Genomic DNA, 16412 nt, shown 5'->3' on the forward strand with positions numbered 1-16412 from the left:
AACGTGTGATGAGTTTGAAGAAAATCGGCATTCTCGGCGCGTCCGGCTACACCGGCGCCGATGCGGTGCGCCTGCTGGCGCGGCATCCGAATGCGGAAATCACGGCACTCACCGCCAACACCCATGCCGGCAAGGCCATGAGCGAGGTGTTTCCGCATTTCTTCATGCTGGATTTGCCCCAACTCGTGGAATGGGAAAAGGTCGACTGGACCAAGCTCGACGCGGTGTTCTGCGGACTGCCGCACGGCACCACGCAGCAGATCATCGCGGCCGTGCTGAAGGCCAACCCGAAGATCAAGGTCCTCGACATGTCCGCCGATTTCCGGCTGCGCGACAAGGAAACCTACGCGCAGTGGTACGGCCACGAACATCAGGCGCTCGGGTTGCAGGGCGAAGCCGTCTACGGCCTGACCGAATTCTATCGGGAGAAGATTACCGCGGCGCGGCTGGTCGCCTGCCCCGGCTGCTATCCGACGGCAGCGTTGTTGGCGCTGGTGCCGCTGGCGAAAGCAAAACTGATCGACGTCGATGACATCCTGATCGACGCCAAGTCAGGCGTCACCGGCGCCGGACGCGGCCTGAAACAGAACACGCTGTTCAGCGAGGCGGGCGAGGGGATTTCGCCATATTCGGTCGGCACGCACCGGCATGCGCCGGAGATCGAACAAGAGATCGGCGTTGCGGCGGGCGCGAGCGTGACCGTCAATTTCACGCCGCATCTCATACCGATGTCGCGGGGCGAACTCTGCACGTCCTACGTCAAGCTCAACGGCGCGACGCCGGACGATTTGCAGGCCGCCCTCGAGAAAGCCTACGCGAAAGAACCGTTCGTGCATGTCGTCAAGAAGGGCGTGCTGCCGCAGACCCAGAACGTACGCGGCTCGAACTATGTCCAGATCGGTGTCATCGCCGACCGGATCAAGAACCGCGCCATCGTGATTTCGGTGCTCGATAATCTGGTGAAGGGCTCGGCCGGTCAGGCGATCCAGAACATGAACCTGATGTTCGGATTCCCCGAGACCGCTGGACTGGAGCAGATCGCGCTGTTTCCCTGATCGGAGTGGTCGCCGTGGACGAAGGGACTCTGCAATTCTATCGCAGCAACGCCCGGTCCTATGCGGACTGGGCGAAGGCGCCCTCGACGCGGCTGCGAGGCTTTCTTGCTCTGCTGCCGTCCGGCGGCTCGATCCTCGAGCTCGGCTGTGGCGCCGGCAATCATTCGGCGGTGATGCTGGCCGAAGGTTTTTCGGTGCGCGCCACCGACGGCTCGCCTGAAATGGCCGAGATCGCGTCGCAGCGGCTCGGTCATGCCGTCGAGGCGATGCGGTTCGACCAGCTTGACGCGCACGAGGCCTATGACGGCGTCTGGGCCAGCGCCTGTCTCCTGCACGTGCCGCGCGACGAACTCACCGGCATCCTGGCGCGGATTCATCGCGCGCTCAGGCCGTCAGGCGTGTTCTATGCCAGCTACAAGATGGGCGAGGGCGACGGCCGGGACAGTCTCGGGCGCTATTACAATTATGCGCCGCCAGAATGGCTCGAGGCGACTTACGCCAGCGCAGGCCCATGGATCACGCTGTCATCGGACAGGAACGTGATCCAGAGCTTTGACGAGACGCCGGCGAACATGCTGCATCTTGTCGTTCGCAAGGCCTGATCTCAAACCACCTTGAAGATCGCGACGGTCAGCACGGCCTGCGCGATGAAGCCGACGGTGAAGGCCACCGTGCGGAACACCGGGATCCCGAGCGCATAGACGATCGGTTGCGCTGACGAGTAGCAGCAACATTCGCTGCTCGTCATGGCCGGGCTTGTCCCGGGCATGACGGTTGCGAGACGCTTCCTCAGTACTTCGCGATGATCGGGCCGCCGAATTTGTAGTTGATGCGGGCGGTGATCAAATCGACGTCCTGGCCGATGCGGTCGGTGCGTGAGAACGTGCCGACCGGCGTCAGCGCGCCGTTGGAGGTGAGCGTGACGTCGTGACGGCCCATGAACAGATGGTCGTATTCGAGGCCGACCGACCAGTTCGGGGCGAAGCCGTATTCGATGCCGATGCCGACCGTGCCGCCCCAGCGGGTGTCGTCGGCACGATCGAACTCGGCTCCGGCCAGACCACCCGTTCCGATACCGCGGTAGCGATCGCGGGTGACGGCGGCGCCGCCCTTCACGTAAAGCAGTGCGTTATTCCAGGCGTAGCCGACCTGGCCCGTGAACAGGCCGAAAGCATCGACGCGGGTGCGGTTCGCGACGCCGGCTACGGTGCTGGTGTTCCGGCCCGAGAGATCGGCCCAGTCGCCCTGTGCTTCGAGGCCGAACACGAAGGCGCTGTTCTGCCAGCGATAACCGATCTGGCCGCCGGCGACGGCGCCCGTCGCGTCATGGCAGCCTTCCGCAACGCCGGGCGCGAAACCAACAGTCTGGTCCCAGCAATTGCGCGACGAGCCATAGCCGCCGTTGGCGCCAATGTAGAAGCCGCTCCAATCATAGGTCGCCGCGATCATCGGCGGCGCCTTGGTGTAGGGACGGGCGGCGAGATCTGCGGCACTGGCCTGGGTCGCGACGGCCGCGAGCGAGAGGCCGGCGAGCGCGGATGCAATCTTCCAATTCATGTTTGCCCCGAATCATCAATGCGATGGGCAAATATACCTGTGGATGGGTGATCCTTCGTGTCAGCCTAGGGATCGCATCCCTGTTTTTGTCGCACTGTCATCCTTTGGCAACACCGGCGGCCGCGGCAGGCCTTCGAGCATTTCACCCCTTTGTTGCAGGCGCTAAGCCATCGGAGATCCGATCAAACCACCTTGAAAATCGCGACGGCCAGCACGGCCTGCGCGATGAAGCCGACGGTGAAGGCCACCGTGCGGAACACCGGGATCCCGAGCGCATAGACGATCAGATGCGCGACGCGCGACCAGAAATAGACGGCGCAAGCAAGCACCGTCCATTGCGAGGAGTAGTCGATCGCGTTCAGGATCAGCACCAGCGGCGCGAACAGCACGAGGTTCTCGACGGCGTTGTCATGCGCGAACATCAGGCGGTTCGCCCATTCCGATTGCGGCTTGTCGGTGCGCGAGGGATTGGCCATCGCGCCACCGAGACCGCGAATCTGGCAGCGGTTGATGGTGTAGGGAATCCAGAGGATTCCGGTCAGGACCACCGTCAGTGTCAGCCAGAACAATTCACGCGTCATAACCCGGTCCCCTCATCAATTTCTGCTGCAGGCGTGGAGCTTATACGAAAGCGCGGAAGATTCTGCTATGCGCGAACCCTGACATAGCTGCCGGGCGCGTCCTCGATCGGGGGAAACGCCTCGCTGCCGATCGTGCGGGCCGGGACTTCCTCGGGATCGAGTGCGCCCAGCCATTGCCGCCAGTCCGGCCACCACGAGCCCTTGTGCTCGACCGCGCCCTTCATCCACTCGGCGACGTTGGCGGACTTCGCGTTGTCGTTGGTCCAGTACTGGTATTTGTTCGAGGCGGGCGGATTGACCACGCCGGCGATATGGCCCGAGCCGGACAGCACGTATTTCACCGGGCCGCCGAAGAACTGGGAGCCGTACAGCACCGATTCCGCCGGCGCGATATGGTCTTCGCGGGTTGCGAGATTGTAGATCGGCACCATGATCTTGGAGAGATCGAGCAAGGTGTTGTCCAGCACCAACGTGCCGGTCGAGAGCCGGTTCTCCAGATAGCAATTGCGCAGATAGTAAGAATGGTTCGACGCGGTCATGCGCGTCGCGTCCGAATTCCAGTGCAGCAGGTCGAACGCGCTCGGCTGCTGGCCCTTGAGGTAATTGCTGACGACATAGGACCAGATCAAATCGTTGGAGCGCAGCATGTTGAAGGCCATCGCCATCTTCGAGCCTTCGAGCACGCCCGCCGCCTTCATGTCCTGCTCGAGGGATGCGATCTGCTCCTCGTCGACGAACACGAGCAAATCACCGGCATGGGTGAAGTCGACCTGTGCCGCGAAGAACGTCGCGGAGGCCACGCGCTGGCGGCGCTTCTCGGCGAGCCAGGCCAGCGTGGTCGCGAGCATGGTGCCGCCGACGCAATAGCCGGCGGTGTGCACCTTCATCTCGCCGGTGACCTTCTCGATCACGTCCATCGCCGTGAGCGGGCCTTCCTTCATGTAGTCTTCCCAGCTCTTGGCACCGAGCCGCTTGTCGGGATTGACCCATGAGATCACGAACACGGTGATGCCCTGATCGACGCACCACTTGATGTAGGATTTCTCCGGCTTGAGATCGAGGATGTAGAACTTGTTGATCCAGGGCGGGATGATCAGGAGCGGCGTGCGCAGCACGTTCTCCGTCGCCGGCGCATACTGGATCAGCTGCATCATCTCGTTCTGGTAGATCACCTTGCCGGGCGTCGTCGCCATGTTCACGCCGACGACGAGATTGTCCGGATTGGACTGACGGATCTTCAGCGTGCCCTTGCCGGCGGCGATGTCCTCGGCCAGCATCTTCAGCCCGCGCGCGAGATTTTCGCCGCTGCTGGCCACCGTCGCGCGCAGCACTTCCGGATTGGTCAGCACGAAGTTGGAGGGCGACATCGCGTTGGTGAGCTGCTGGACGTAGAACTCGGCCTTGCGGCGGGTCAGCGGATCGAGCCCCTCGGCGTCGCGCACAAGCTCCTGCGCAAATTTGGTCGTGAGCAGGTAGAGCTGCATCAGGAAATCGAAGAACTGGTTCGACTTCCATTCCGGATCGGCAAAGCGCTTGTCGCGCGGCGACGGCGCGATCGCGGGCGGGGCGTCCTGACCGGCCATGCGGCGGGCCGCCGAGCCCCAGAGATCGAGATAGTCCTTGGCGAGCTTGGTCTGGAGTACGGAGGACCGCGACGTATCCGACAGCCAGTATTCGGCGACGGCAGTGAAGGTCTTGACGACCTCGGTAAGCTCCGCCGGCGGACGATCCTGCACCTCGCCGCTCTCGCGCGGCTTCAGGTACGCGGCGAGCGCCTTGCCGCCGCTTTCCATCGCCCGCGCGACATTTATCGCGAAGGCTTCCGCATCGAACTTCGTCTCGGGTTTGGGCGTATCGGTCGTGGCCATACTCATGAGCAGAACAGTAACGATTCATTCCGTATTCGTCACCGCGAAGCTCGCATGTTTGGCATTAAACACTCTCGAAGATGTGTTGCAGTGCGATAAATTTTCTTGGTTCCGTCACAATCGAGCCGCACCGCTCGGCTTGGTGGACCGGGGCTATTTTCTCGCTCGGACCATTTGGGCAGCAATGGTTTGAGCTTGGGCGCGGACTTGGGTAAGGTTGCCCGGGGCCGTGCTTTGGGACGAAGTGGGGATTTCCCTGGTGTTGGCGTTGAGGGACCTGCAAAAGTCGCGACGGATCTGTGGCGCGCTGCTGATGGCGACGCTCGCCCTGGGCGGCTGCTCGAGCCAGCTCGCGGATATGACGCCTTCCGATGCGCAAGCGCATCCCAGGGAGGCCGGTAGCTATCTGCCGGTGCACGATCTGCCGCCGGATCGCGATCAGGCGGTGATGCCGCCGGACCAACGCGCCAAGATCGAGGCCGAACTTGCTGCCGCGCGCGACCGTCAGGCGGTTGCCACCAAGGACGCGAAATAGGGCGCTGCAAGGTAATCGCTGGCGCCTCCGCCTCGCCGTGCTAAAAGACCTTAGTTCAGCCGAGAGTCAGGGCGAACGACTTCAGTCAACGTCGTCGATAATTGCTCTAAGTATTTGATCTTGAGTAATTTTCGCGAGGGATGCGGGCGCCTTTCCGCCTGGTCTTTTATGGCCTGTCGATTCTGTCCTGACCGGTTGCCCGGAGCCGAGAGAGCCATGGAAGAGTTTTACCGCATCCGCCGCCTTCCGCCTTATGTGTTCGAACAGGTCAACCGGGCCAAGGCAGCCGCGCGGAATGCCGGCGCCGACATCATCGACCTCGGCATGGGCAATCCCGACCTGCCGGCGCCGGCGCACGTGCTGGAGAAGCTGAAGGAGACGCTGGGCAAGCCGCGCACCGACCGCTACTCGGCCTCCCGCGGCATTCCCGGGCTGCGCCGGGCCCAGGCCGGCTACTACGCCCGCCGCTTCGGCGTGAAGCTCAATCCCGACACCCAGGTGGTGGCGACGCTCGGCTCCAAGGAGGGGTTTGCCAACGTGGCGCAGGCGATCACCGCGCCCGGCGACGTCATCCTTTGTCCGAATCCGAGCTACCCGATTCACGCCTTCGGCTTCTTGATGGCGGGCGGCGTGATCCGCTCGGTGCCCTCGGAGCCGACGCCGCAATTCTTCGAGGCGGTCGAGCGGGCGATCGTGCATTCGATCCCGAAGCCGCTGGCGCTCGTCGTCTGCTATCCTTCGAACCCGACCGCCTATGTCGCGAGCCTCGACTTCTACAAGGACCTGGTCGCATTCGCGAAGAAGCACGAGATCCTGATCCTGTCCGATCTCGCTTATGCCGAGGTCTATTTCGACGAGAACAACCCGCCTCCGTCGGTGCTCCAGGTGCCGGGCGCGATGGACGTCGCCGTCGAGTTCACCTCGATGTCGAAGACCTATTCGATGGCTGGCTGGCGTATGGGCTTCGCGGTCGGCAACGAGCGCGTGATTGCGGCACTCGGCCGCGTCAAATCCTATCTCGACTACGGTGCGTTCACGCCGATCCAGGTCGCAGCGACCGCCGCGCTGAACGGACCGGACGATTGCATCAAGGAGATGCGCGACACCTACCGCAAGCGGCGCGACGCGCTGGTGGAATCGTTCGGCCGTGCCGGCTGGGAGATCCCGCCGCCGGAAGCGTCGATGTTTGCCTGGGTGCCGCTGCCGGAAGCCTTCCGCAGCGTCGGCAGCATGCAGTTCGCGACCCTGATGGTTGAGAAATCCGGTGTCGCGGTCTCGCCCGGCGTCGGCTTTGGCGAGCATGGTGAAGGATATGTCCGCATCGCCATGGTGGAAAACGAGCAACGGATCAGGCAGGCCGCGCGCGGCGTGCGCCGCTTCCTTGAAAGCGGCATCGAAACGTTGCACAACGTCGTTCCGCTCGCCACTCGGCGTTAAGTTCTCTTCCGCAGGTTTTCCAAGGCATCATGGTTGCACCCCTGAAAGTGGGCATAGCGGGGCTCGGCACCGTGGGCGCCGAAGTTGTCCGTCTGATTGAAACGCAGGCGCGCGTGCTTGCCGGCCGCAGCGGCCGCGGCATCCGGGTGGTCGCCGTCACCGCGCGCTCGAAGGCGAAGAAGCGCGGCGTCGATCTGCGCGGCATCGAATGGGTTAAGGATCCGCTTGCCCTTGCGACGCATCCCGGCATCGACTGCTTCGTCGAGCTGATGGGTGGCTCCGGCGATCCCGCGCTGGCGGCGGTGGAAGCTGCGCTGAACGCCGGCAAGTCCGTTGTCACCGCCAACAAGGCGTTGCTGGCAAAGCACGGCCTCAAGCTGGCAAAGGCCGCCGAAAAGCACGGCGGCGCGCTGAATTTCGAGGCAGCCGTCGGCGCTGCGATCCCTGTCATCAAAACGTTACGCGAAGGTCTTGCCGGAACCGGCATCAACCGGGTCTACGGCATCCTCAACGGCACCTGCAATTACATCCTGACCCGGATGGAGCAGGAGGGCCTTTCCTTCGCCGAATGCCTGAAGGACGCGCAACGGCTCGGCTATGCCGAGGCCAATCCGTCGTTCGACGTCGACGGCCACGATACCGCGCAAAAGCTCGCCATTCTTGCCAGCCTCGCTTTCGGCACGAAAGTTGCTCAAAGCGCGGTGTATGTCGAAGGTATCTCCTCCATCGCGCCGGAAGATCTCCGTGCCGCCGACGATCTTGGTTACCGGCTCAAGCTGCTCGGCGTCGCCGTTCGCACCGCCAAGGGCATCGAGCAGCGCGTCCATCCGACCATGGTTCCGAAATCCTCGTCGATCGCGCAGGTGATGGGTGTCACCAATGCGGTCACGATCGATGGCGAAGGCATCCCGCCGATCACGCTGGTCGGCCCCGGTGCCGGCGGCGCTGCGACCGCATCCGCCGTCGTGGCCGACGTCGCCGACGTCGCGCGTGGCATCCGCGCCAATCCGTTCGGCCGGCCGATTTCGCAGCTGCGCGATACCAAGAAGGCGCCGATGGAGCGCCACGAGGGCGGCTACTATATCCGCCTTCTGGCACGCGATTTCCCGGGCACCGCGGCTGCGATCGCGACCCGGCTGGCGGAGCAGAAGATTTCGATCGAGTCGATCGTGCAGCGCCATCCCAATGGCGGTGCTGCGCCGGCAGACGGGAAGGCGGTCCCGGTGCCCGTCATCCTCATCACCTATGCCACGCACGAGGACGCCGTGCGCCGCGCGCTCGCGGCCGTGCAGAAGGACAAGGTGATCAGCGGACGGCCGCAGGTGATACGGATCGAGAAGAACTGAGCATGCTTAAGCAATGACACGGTTCGAACGAACTGTGGGTGTTACGAGTTGATGCGGCGGAGATGTCCGTCCAAAACTGTTTCGAAGGAGTGAGCCGATGTCGACCCATATTTCAGTCCCGCCGCAAGCACTGCTCGAGCGCATTCTCACGCTGGAGATCGTGCGGGTGACGGAGCGGGCGGCGGTGTCTTCGGCGCGTCTGCGCGGGCACGGCAACGAGAAGGCGGCCGATCAGGCCGCGGTGGACGCGATGCGGCGCGAGCTCAACAAGCTGCCGATCGAGGGCACCATCGTCATCGGCGAGGGCGAGCGCGACGAGGCGCCGATGCTCTTCATCGGCGAAAAGGTCGGCATGAACGCCGGCCCGCAGGTCGACATCGCCGTCGATCCGCTCGAAGGCACCACGCTGTGCGCCAAGAACATGCCGGGCTCGATCGCCACGATGGCGATGGCCGACGGCGGCACGCTGTTGCACGCCCCCGACGTCTACATGCAGAAGCTCGCGATCGGTCCCGGCTATGACAAGGGCGTCGTCGAGCTCGATGCGACGCCGGCCGAAAACGTCCGCCGCCTCGCCAAGGCCAAGGGCGTCAAGCCGGACGGCATCACCGTGCTCGTGCTCGACCGTCCGCGCCATGCCAGCATCATCGAGAGCGTGCGCTCGACCGGCGCCGCCGTGCGCCTGATCACCGACGGCGACGTCGCCGGCGTGATCCATTGCGCCGACCCCGACAATACCGGCGTCGACATGTATCTCGGCACCGGCGGCGCGCCGGAAGGCGTGCTCGCGGCCGTGGCGCTGCGCTGCATCGGCGGCCAGATGCAGTGCCGTCTCATCCTCGACTCCGACGAAAAGCGGGAGCGCGCCGCCAAGATGGGCGTCAACGATCCCAAGATGATCTACGGCATCGAGGACATGGCGCGCGGCGACTGCCTGTTCGCCGCCACCGGCGTCACCACGGGCTCGCTGCTGTCAGGCGTCAAATTCCGCAAGGACGGCGTGATCGAGACCGAGACGGTGGTGATGCGTTCCGTCACCGGCACCGTACGCTACATCAAGGCCGAGCACCGCGAACTGGCGAAGTTCCATTTGGACTGATTTTCTCCGTCATTCCGGGGCTCGCAAAGCGAGAAGCCGGAATCTCGCGCCACAACTTTTGGATTCCGGGTTCGCGACTTCGTTGCGTCCCGGAATGACAACAAAAAAAATCAGGGGAGCGCCCATGTCTGATCTATCCGTCGTCAAAGCGCTCGTCTTCGATGTGTTCGGCACCGTCGTCGACTGGCGCACCAGCCTGATCACGGACTTCATGTGGTGGGCGAAGGGCCGCGGCATCTCCGCCGACTGGACCGCACTGGTCGACGGCTGGCGCGGCTTGTACATGGCTTCGATGGATGACGTGCGCAAACATCCCGAGCGCGGCTATGTCATGCTCGATGATCTGCATCGCCGCTCGCTGGAAAAGCTGGTCGCGCAATTTTCGATTCGAGGCCTGACCGAAGCCGATCTCGATCACCTCACCAAGGGGTGGCACCGGCTGCACCCGTGGCCCGACAGCGTCGCGGGCCTGACGCGGTTGAAGACGAAATTCGTGATCTCGCCGCTGTCGAACGGCAATGTCGCGCTGCTGACCAACATGGCGAAGTTCGCAGGGCTTCCCTGGGACCTCATCATGTCGGCCGAGCTGTTCGAGCACTACAAGCCCGATCCCGAAACCTATCTTGGCGCCGCGCGCCTGCTGTGCCTCAAGCCGGAAGAGGTGATGATGGTCGCCGCCCACAACGGCGATCTCGCCGCCGCGCAGAAGAACGGGCTGAAGACGGCCTTCGTGGCGCGGCCAACCGAATACGGTCCGCTCCAGAAAGTCGATTTCGAGGCCACCGGCAATTGGGACATCGTCGCCAGGGATTTTGGCGGAATCGCCGACAAGCTCGGGTGCTAGGGCGGCTGCGACTTTGCAGAGGGCCAAGGCTCAGCGTCGCAGCACGTTCCACGGCGCGAAGGCGTTGTTGACACCCTCGAGCGCCGGTCCGAGTTGCGGCATATGCCGCAGCAGCACCGATTTCATTCCGTTGTTGTGGATCCAGTCCATACCGAAATTGGTGTAGACTTCCGCCCGGTAGTCATCGGTGAAGAACCGGTCGCTCTTCAAACGCCGCGATGCCATCAGGATGAAAATGCGGAAGGCGGTATCGCTGAAGCCAAAACCGTCCGGCAGGTCCTCGGCCAATAGTCCGACCATCAGATCAACGCGATCGACGTCGCCCTTGTAGATCGCGCGCATCTTCCCGGCCGCGCCGGGGATGCTGGTGATTTCCTCGAACGTCTTGACCCGCTTTTTGCCGACCAGTTCGCGGAACCGATTGTAGCGCGGCACGCCGCGCTCGCGATCACGCATAATGTCGATCGCCGCCACGTCGAGCAGCGGCTGGTCGTCTTTCGTGAACCGGCGCAGAAAGTTGGGATAATTGTGGAGGCGAATGGCGCCGGGATGAGCGGTGCCGAACGAGTACAGCAGGTCGACGAAGCCGTGAGTCTGCATGAACTCCCGGGAGGCGCGCCCCTGCATATTGACCAAGTCGCTAGGGGTAATCTCTGTGCTATCGAGCCGCCGTACATCCATCGTTTCGGGGATCAGCGGGTGCAGGCGGTACACGGCGGTGAATTCCTCGGTCATCGCATAGGGCGCGCTGTGCTGATCCGTCGGAGAGCCGATGATGCCTAAGGCGGCTTCGCTGTTCTTGCCGAGCACGGCGCGCAGCACCCGGCACGGGATCCCCGACCAGTTGGCGTGCATGCCGAAATCCAGTGCGGGATGGCCGAGGATGCCTGGCGTCCATTCGACGGTGTGGATCTTGGCGATCAGGGCCGCGTTGATCAGGCGAGCGCGCTGGAATAGCTCCTGGTCCTTCCAGGTCGGATACCGCGCCTTCAAGCCGTCGCAGATGACATTGTGCTCGCGTGCGAAGAGGTTGTGCAGCAGGCTGAGCCCCACCCACCAATTGTCGTTGAAGCCGGTGAGATCGGCGCCCGGATGCACCGGATCGGCTGGAAGCATCCCATCATTGCCGACTGCGATCTTCCCATCTGCCCGCGAACGGATCTGCATCTGCCTCGCGCGGTCGCTGCCGTAGATCTGTCCGGCATCCCACCAGTGCGAGTTGAGGTTGCGGAACGTGGGGGTCGCGCCGAGCCATCGTTCACGTGGCGTCTCGTCGCAAACGGTCCGACGGATCTTCATACAGTCGTCGATCCGCTCATCCGCAGGCCATTCGTCGTTTGGCTTCAGCGGAATTTTGAACTCGTTTCCCGACTTGGGGGCCCCATGACTGAACCAGTTATGGGTTTCGAACTGGATCCAGGCGGCGGCCAGCAGATTGAGGCTGGTCGCGGGAATGAATTCGCGGCGCGCCAGCAACTCCTCCGAGATCACGCGCGGACTGGGTTCGAGCAGGTCGTCCAGGCGGTCCGGCACGCATTCGGGCAGCGCGAAATTGCGTCCGAACCGCGCGCCAGCCATCCCCATGCGCGGATGGTCGAGGCTGTTGAACGAGCCGTCGGCGGAACGCCAGCGGTCATTGCCCGTGCTCCAGCGAGGCGATGTCGTGCCGTAGCCGGTATGGTGCAGATTGTGCTCCCGCAGCCGATCGCGGAACGCCGAGAGATTGGCAGCTCCGAGCAGCCTCGGCAATTTGTCCCATCTGACAAAGAAGTTGATGGCCCGATAGACAACATCCGGGACCCATTGGAGCAGGCCGCGATGGAAGACAAAACCATCGTTCTCGCGGGACATTGACGCTCCCAAACAAATTCGCGTGAATAAATTCGGTTTGCAATTAGTAGATGTAGTTCAATAACACCAAAATGTCCGCCTGCCAACGCCGCCGGAGACATTGCGGATTGTAGTTGCTTGCCGGTCAGCCGGACGGCGGTGATCGTTCGGATGGTCCGGGCGGCGCTTGCGCCACCCGGACCTGATCCGGCGATTACAACGTCATCTGCATCGGTTCGGGATAATAATGGAATCCTTCGCCGGCCTTGGCGACATGGCCATAGCCCGGCCAGGCGAAGTGATAGGACATCACGGGCACCTTGTTAGCCGCAAGCATGGTCAGCAGCTTGACCCGCGACTCGGCCGCCTGCTTCGGATCGGTGTCGTAGGAGAATTCCATCCGCGGCCGCTCCAGCAGCAGCACCGAATGATGCGAGAGGTCGCCCATGAAGGCGAAGGACTTGCCAGCCGACGAGACCATGAAGATGGTATGGCCGACGGTGTGACCGGGGGCCGAGATCGCCTGCACGCCCGGCAGGAATTCCTGGCCGTCCTTGAAGAACACGATGCGGTCGCGCACCGGCAGCAGGTTCTTGCGGGCGTGAACGACGAAATCCTTGGCGTCGCTGCCGAGCTTGCCTTCGTCGGTCCAGAAGTCGAAATCGGTCTGCGAGATGTAGATCTGCGCGTTCGGAAACAGCGGCTTGCCGCCGTCGTCCACGATGCCCCCGATGTGGTCGATATGGGCATGTGAGCAGACCACCGCATCGATGTCCCCGGGCTTGATGCCGGCCTCGGTCATGCTCTTCTGCTGCCGGCCGGTGGTGGCGCCGAACAGCTTGGAGCTGCCCATGCCGGTATCGAACAGGATGAGCTTGTCGCCGGTGTTGACGATCGGCGAGTTCTGTTCGAGCACGACATTGTCCGGCGACAGGAAATTGTCGGCGAGCATCTTCTTCACCTCTTCCTTGGGAACGCCGGTGAAGGTCCCGGAGGGGTCGCCAAGCGGAAGCGGTCCGTCGGAGACGATCGTGACTTCGGCATCGCCGAGAACGAAGCGGTGCCAGTAAGGCGTCTGGGTGCCGAGCTTGGGAGCGCGCGCCATCGCGCTGCTGCCGAGCATTGCGCTGGCACCGAGGCCAGCCCCGAGGGCGAACAAGGACCGACGTGAGACATCGATTGTCATGCGTTTCCTCCGCTTTTGTCTTTTGTTTTGCGCAATTGTTCGCGCGTTACCTTCGGCCTGCGCCGATCGCCTCGCGTCGGCACGATCCGACCGATGCAGTCAAATGCAATCAATGATTGTGTCGCGATTGTGTCTCTTGACCGAGCGTTGTGGCGGGACCGCAGGTTTCTTTCTGCGTGGCGAATGCCGTCTCACGCAATCCGCGGCACCAGGTCACTGCCTTCCGTTTCGGCGAAGCCCGCCTGCAAAACTTCTTCGCGCTTGTGGCGTAGATGCGCTCGCAGGATATGGGCGAGGCCGACGCCGTCGCGCCTCTGCAGTGCATTCAGGATGGCGTCATGCTCCTGCACTGCGACCGCCCAGCGCTCGGGCGTCATCGGCGTGACATAACGCGCGCGCCGAATGCGCGCGGTCACGGACGCATACAACCCCGCGAGCACCGGGTTGCCGGCCGCAGCGACGATGCCTTCGTGAATGGCGCGGTTGCCGCGATAGTACTGGATGAGGTCGCCAACACGATAATGCCGCACCATGTCCGCGTGCGCGGCGGCGATCGCAGCGATCTCGGCATCGGTGATGCGTTCGCAGGCGAGTTCGCCGGCGAGCGCCTCGAGACCCTGGCAGACCTCGAACAGGTCGCGCATGTCCTTGTCGGTCAGTTTTGCCGCACGCGAGCCACGGTGGGGCAGGAGCTGCACGAGCCCTTCGGCGGCGAGCACCTTGAGCGCCTCGCGTAGCGGCGTGCGCGATATCTGGAGCCGCTCGCACAGCTCACGCTCGGGAATTCGCGCGCCCGGCGGGATTTCGCCGTCGAGCAGGATGGCCCGGATGCGGCCGACGACTTCCTCATGAAGCATGGGTCTGAAGTCCATTTGAATGCAAAAACGAAGATACATGCGGATTAAGGCAAGTTCCAGCTTGTAAATCGACAATTTTGCATTCAAAAATGTAGAAAAGCAGAAGGACATGAGGAAATGGACCAGCAGGTGGTGGCGGAAGACCTCGTTTTCGAGCGCCAGGACGGTATCGGGCGGATCACCTTCAATCGTCCGCAGGCCCGCAACGCCTTCACCTTCGCGATGTACGAGCGGCTTGCCGCGATCTGCGAGGAGATCAACGACGATCAGGCGATCAAGGTGCTGGTGCTGCGCGGGGCCGGCGACAAGGCGTTTGCCGCGGGCACCGACATCAATCAGTTCCGCGATTTCAAGTCGCCGCAGGACGCGGTCGACTACGAGAACCGCATCGATCGGGTGCTGACCACACTCGAACAGTGCCGCGTGCCGACGATCGCCGCGATCAACGGGTTCTGCACCGGCGGCGGCGCCGGCATTGCCGCGGCCTGCGACCTCCGCATCGGCACCCAAAGCGCGAAAATCGGCTTTCCCATTGCCCGCACGCTCGGCAATTGCCTGTCGATGTCCAATGTCAGTCGTCTCACCGCGCTGATCGGCGCTGCCCGTGTCAAGGATCTGATCTTCACCGCGCGCCTGGTCGACGCGACGGAGGCCGCCAGCGTCGGGCTGCTCGGCGAGATCGTCGAGGATCTCGCCGCGCTCGACAGGCGCGCGGACGAGGTTGCCCGGCTGCTCGCCAGCCACGCGCCGCTGACGCTGAATGCGACCAAGCAGGCCGTGGCGCGCCTGCAAAGGCGGCTGACGCCGGACGAGGGCGAGGACCTCATCCTGATGTGCTACACGAGCCAGGATTTTCGCGAAGGGCTCGATGCTTTCCTCACCAAGCGGGCGCCGCAATGGCGCGGCCAATAGGAGGCCCCGATGCAAAGCGATCGATCGCAATCAACCTCCGCCCGTTCGGGGCCGCTTGCCGGCCTCAAGGTCATCGACCTCACCCATGTCATGGCAGGGCCGACCTGCACCTTGATGCTGGCCGACATGGGCGCCGACGTGATCAAGATCGAGAAATCGCCGAACGGTGACGATACCCGCCATTCGGTGCCGCCTAAGATTGGCGACGAGGCGGCCTCCTTCCTGATGATGAACCGCAACAAGCGCGGCATCGTGCTGGATCTGAAGACCGATGGCGGCAAGCAGGTGTTGCGGCGGCTGATCGCGGGCGCCGACGTGCTGGTCGAGAACTTTGCGCCGGGCGCCATGGAGCGCCTCGGCTTCGGCTATGAAGACCTGCACAAGCAGCATCCAGCGCTGATCTATTGCTCGCTGTCGGGCTTCGGCCGCACCGGGCCCTACAAGCATCGCCGCGGCTTCGATCTGGTCGCCCAGGCCATGAGCGGCATCATGAGCTTCACGGGCGAACGTCCCGATGGTCCGCCCGTGAAATGCGGCCCGCCGCTGTCCGACATCACCGCCGGCCTGCTGGCGAGCATGGGCATCCTCGCAGCCTACACGCACCGTCTCAAGACCGGCGAAGGGCAGTGGGTCGAGACCTCGCTCTATGAGGCCGCGCTGGTGCAGACCTACTGGCAGTCGACTATCGCGCTCGCCGCGGGCACCGCGCCGCGCGCGATGGGTTCGGCCCATCCGCTCAACGCGCCATATCAGGCCTTCGAGGCCTCCGACGGCTGGCTGGTGGTTGGCGGCGCCAACAAGAAGCACTGGCTGTTGATGCTGGACGCGCTCGGTGCGAGCGAACTCGCATCCGATCCGCGTTTCATCAACGGCGCCGACCGCATGGCCAATCTGAAGGAGCTCGAAGCCGTCCTGAGCGAGCGCTTCCGCACCCGGACGCGGGCGCACTGGCTGGCGGCACTGGACGAGAAGGGCGTGCCGTGCGGACCCGTGCACGACATGCTGGAGGCGCTCAGCGATCCGCAGACGGTGGCGCGCGAGATGGTCGTCGAGGTCGAGCATTCCACGCTCGGTCCGGTGAAGACGATCGGCTTGCCGGTCAAGTTTTCGGAGACCCCAGGCAAAGTGCGTACGGGCGCGCCGGTCTACGGTGAGCATACAAGCGAGGTGCTGGTCGAGCACGGGTTCGACCAGAAGCAGATCGAAGCGCTCGAAAAAGAAGGCGCAATCGTGCTGGCATCGGGAAGACGCGAGGAACGCGTCGCCTGACCGGGCGTCGAAAACGACAAGAACAAGAGACAAAAA

Annotated in this window: 15 protein-coding genes and 1 pseudogene; 9 read left to right on the forward strand and 7 right to left on the reverse strand. The window is 63.5% G+C overall.

The window, feature by feature from the left end:
- Positions 1 to 8 precede the first annotated feature (8 nt).
- Together argC and N551_RS0128820 are read left to right on the forward strand one after the other, a co-directional pair.
- Complete coding sequence (gene argC, locus N551_RS0128815; RefSeq protein WP_027569877.1) at positions 9 to 1055, forward strand: N-acetyl-gamma-glutamyl-phosphate reductase; 1047 nt, start codon at positions 9 to 11, stop codon at positions 1053 to 1055.
- A 14-nt stretch (positions 1056 to 1069) separates the two neighbouring features.
- A complete protein-coding gene (locus N551_RS0128820; RefSeq protein ID WP_027569878.1) occupies positions 1070 to 1657 on the forward strand; it encodes a bifunctional 2-polyprenyl-6-hydroxyphenol methylase/3-demethylubiquinol 3-O-methyltransferase UbiG in 588 nt (195 codons plus the stop codon).
- Positions 1658 to 1659: 2 nt separating this feature from the next.
- Here N551_RS0128820 and N551_RS38440 read toward each other — a convergent pair.
- The 4 genes and pseudogenes from N551_RS38440 to N551_RS0128840 form a co-directional block, all read right to left on the reverse strand.
- Positions 1660 to 1770, reverse strand: a pseudogene (locus tag N551_RS38440) (MAPEG family protein); the annotation flags it as partial.
- A gap of 74 nt (positions 1771 to 1844) precedes the next feature.
- Positions 1845 to 2612, reverse strand: coding sequence for an outer membrane protein (locus tag N551_RS0128830; RefSeq protein ID WP_027569879.1), 768 nt, complete (start codon positions 2610 to 2612; stop codon positions 1845 to 1847).
- Between the two features lie 182 nt (positions 2613 to 2794).
- Positions 2795 to 3193, reverse strand: a complete 399-nt coding sequence (locus tag N551_RS0128835) for an MAPEG family protein (RefSeq protein ID WP_027569880.1) — start codon at positions 3191 to 3193, stop codon at positions 2795 to 2797.
- A gap of 65 nt (positions 3194 to 3258) precedes the next feature.
- Positions 3259 to 5067, reverse strand: a complete 1809-nt coding sequence (locus tag N551_RS0128840; RefSeq protein ID WP_027569881.1) for an alpha/beta hydrolase — start codon at positions 5065 to 5067, stop codon at positions 3259 to 3261.
- Positions 5068 to 5320: 253 nt separating this feature from the next.
- Here N551_RS0128840 and N551_RS0128845 point away from each other — a divergent pair, with 253 nt between their 5' ends.
- From N551_RS0128845 to N551_RS0128865, 5 genes are all read left to right on the forward strand, one after another.
- On the forward strand, positions 5321 to 5596 hold the full coding sequence (locus N551_RS0128845) for a hypothetical protein (protein ID WP_027517741.1): 276 nt from the start codon (positions 5321 to 5323) through the stop codon (positions 5594 to 5596).
- A 216-nt stretch (positions 5597 to 5812) separates the two neighbouring features.
- Positions 5813 to 7033: an LL-diaminopimelate aminotransferase gene (locus tag N551_RS0128850; protein ID WP_027569882.1), complete on the forward strand. Its 1221-nt coding sequence runs from the start codon at positions 5813 to 5815 to the stop codon at positions 7031 to 7033.
- 29 nt (positions 7034 to 7062) lie between these two features.
- Positions 7063 to 8379: a homoserine dehydrogenase gene (locus N551_RS0128855; RefSeq protein WP_027569883.1), complete on the forward strand. Its 1317-nt coding sequence runs from the start codon at positions 7063 to 7065 to the stop codon at positions 8377 to 8379.
- A 97-nt stretch (positions 8380 to 8476) separates the two neighbouring features.
- Positions 8477 to 9478, forward strand: a complete 1002-nt coding sequence (gene glpX, locus N551_RS0128860; protein WP_007609885.1) for a class II fructose-bisphosphatase — start codon at positions 8477 to 8479, stop codon at positions 9476 to 9478.
- 124 nt (positions 9479 to 9602) lie between these two features.
- Complete coding sequence (locus tag N551_RS0128865) at positions 9603 to 10322, forward strand: haloacid dehalogenase type II (protein ID WP_027569884.1); 720 nt, start codon at positions 9603 to 9605, stop codon at positions 10320 to 10322.
- A 30-nt stretch (positions 10323 to 10352) separates the two neighbouring features.
- On the opposite strand, the gene N551_RS0128870 is transcribed toward N551_RS0128865, so the two are convergent.
- From N551_RS0128870 to N551_RS0128880, 3 genes are all read right to left on the reverse strand, one after another.
- On the reverse strand, positions 10353 to 12071 hold the full coding sequence (locus N551_RS0128870; protein ID WP_245287873.1) for a peroxidase family protein: 1719 nt from the start codon (positions 12069 to 12071) through the stop codon (positions 10353 to 10355).
- A 295-nt stretch (positions 12072 to 12366) separates the two neighbouring features.
- The gene (locus tag N551_RS0128875; protein WP_027569886.1) at positions 12367 to 13338 is read right to left on the reverse strand and encodes an MBL fold metallo-hydrolase; all 972 of its coding nucleotides are present in this window, start codon (positions 13336 to 13338) and stop codon (positions 12367 to 12369) included.
- A 191-nt stretch (positions 13339 to 13529) separates the two neighbouring features.
- Positions 13530 to 14210 carry a GntR family transcriptional regulator gene (locus tag N551_RS0128880; protein ID WP_027569887.1) on the reverse strand — a complete coding sequence of 227 codons (681 nt, stop codon included), beginning with the start codon at positions 14208 to 14210 and terminating at the stop codon, positions 13530 to 13532.
- A 102-nt stretch (positions 14211 to 14312) separates the two neighbouring features.
- Here N551_RS0128880 and N551_RS0128885 point away from each other — a divergent pair, with 102 nt between their 5' ends.
- Positions 14313 to 15107 carry an enoyl-CoA hydratase/isomerase family protein gene (locus N551_RS0128885; RefSeq protein ID WP_027569888.1) on the forward strand — a complete coding sequence of 265 codons (795 nt, stop codon included), beginning with the start codon at positions 14313 to 14315 and terminating at the stop codon, positions 15105 to 15107.
- 9 nt (positions 15108 to 15116) lie between these two features.
- On the forward strand, positions 15117 to 16376 hold the full coding sequence (locus N551_RS0128890; protein ID WP_027569889.1) for a CaiB/BaiF CoA-transferase family protein: 1260 nt from the start codon (positions 15117 to 15119) through the stop codon (positions 16374 to 16376).
- Positions 16377 to 16412: the final 36 nt, after the last annotated feature.

It is taken from the genome of Bradyrhizobium sp. URHA0013 (genome assembly GCF_000518345.1).
Taxonomy (GTDB): Bacteria; Pseudomonadota; Alphaproteobacteria; order Rhizobiales; family Xanthobacteraceae; genus Bradyrhizobium.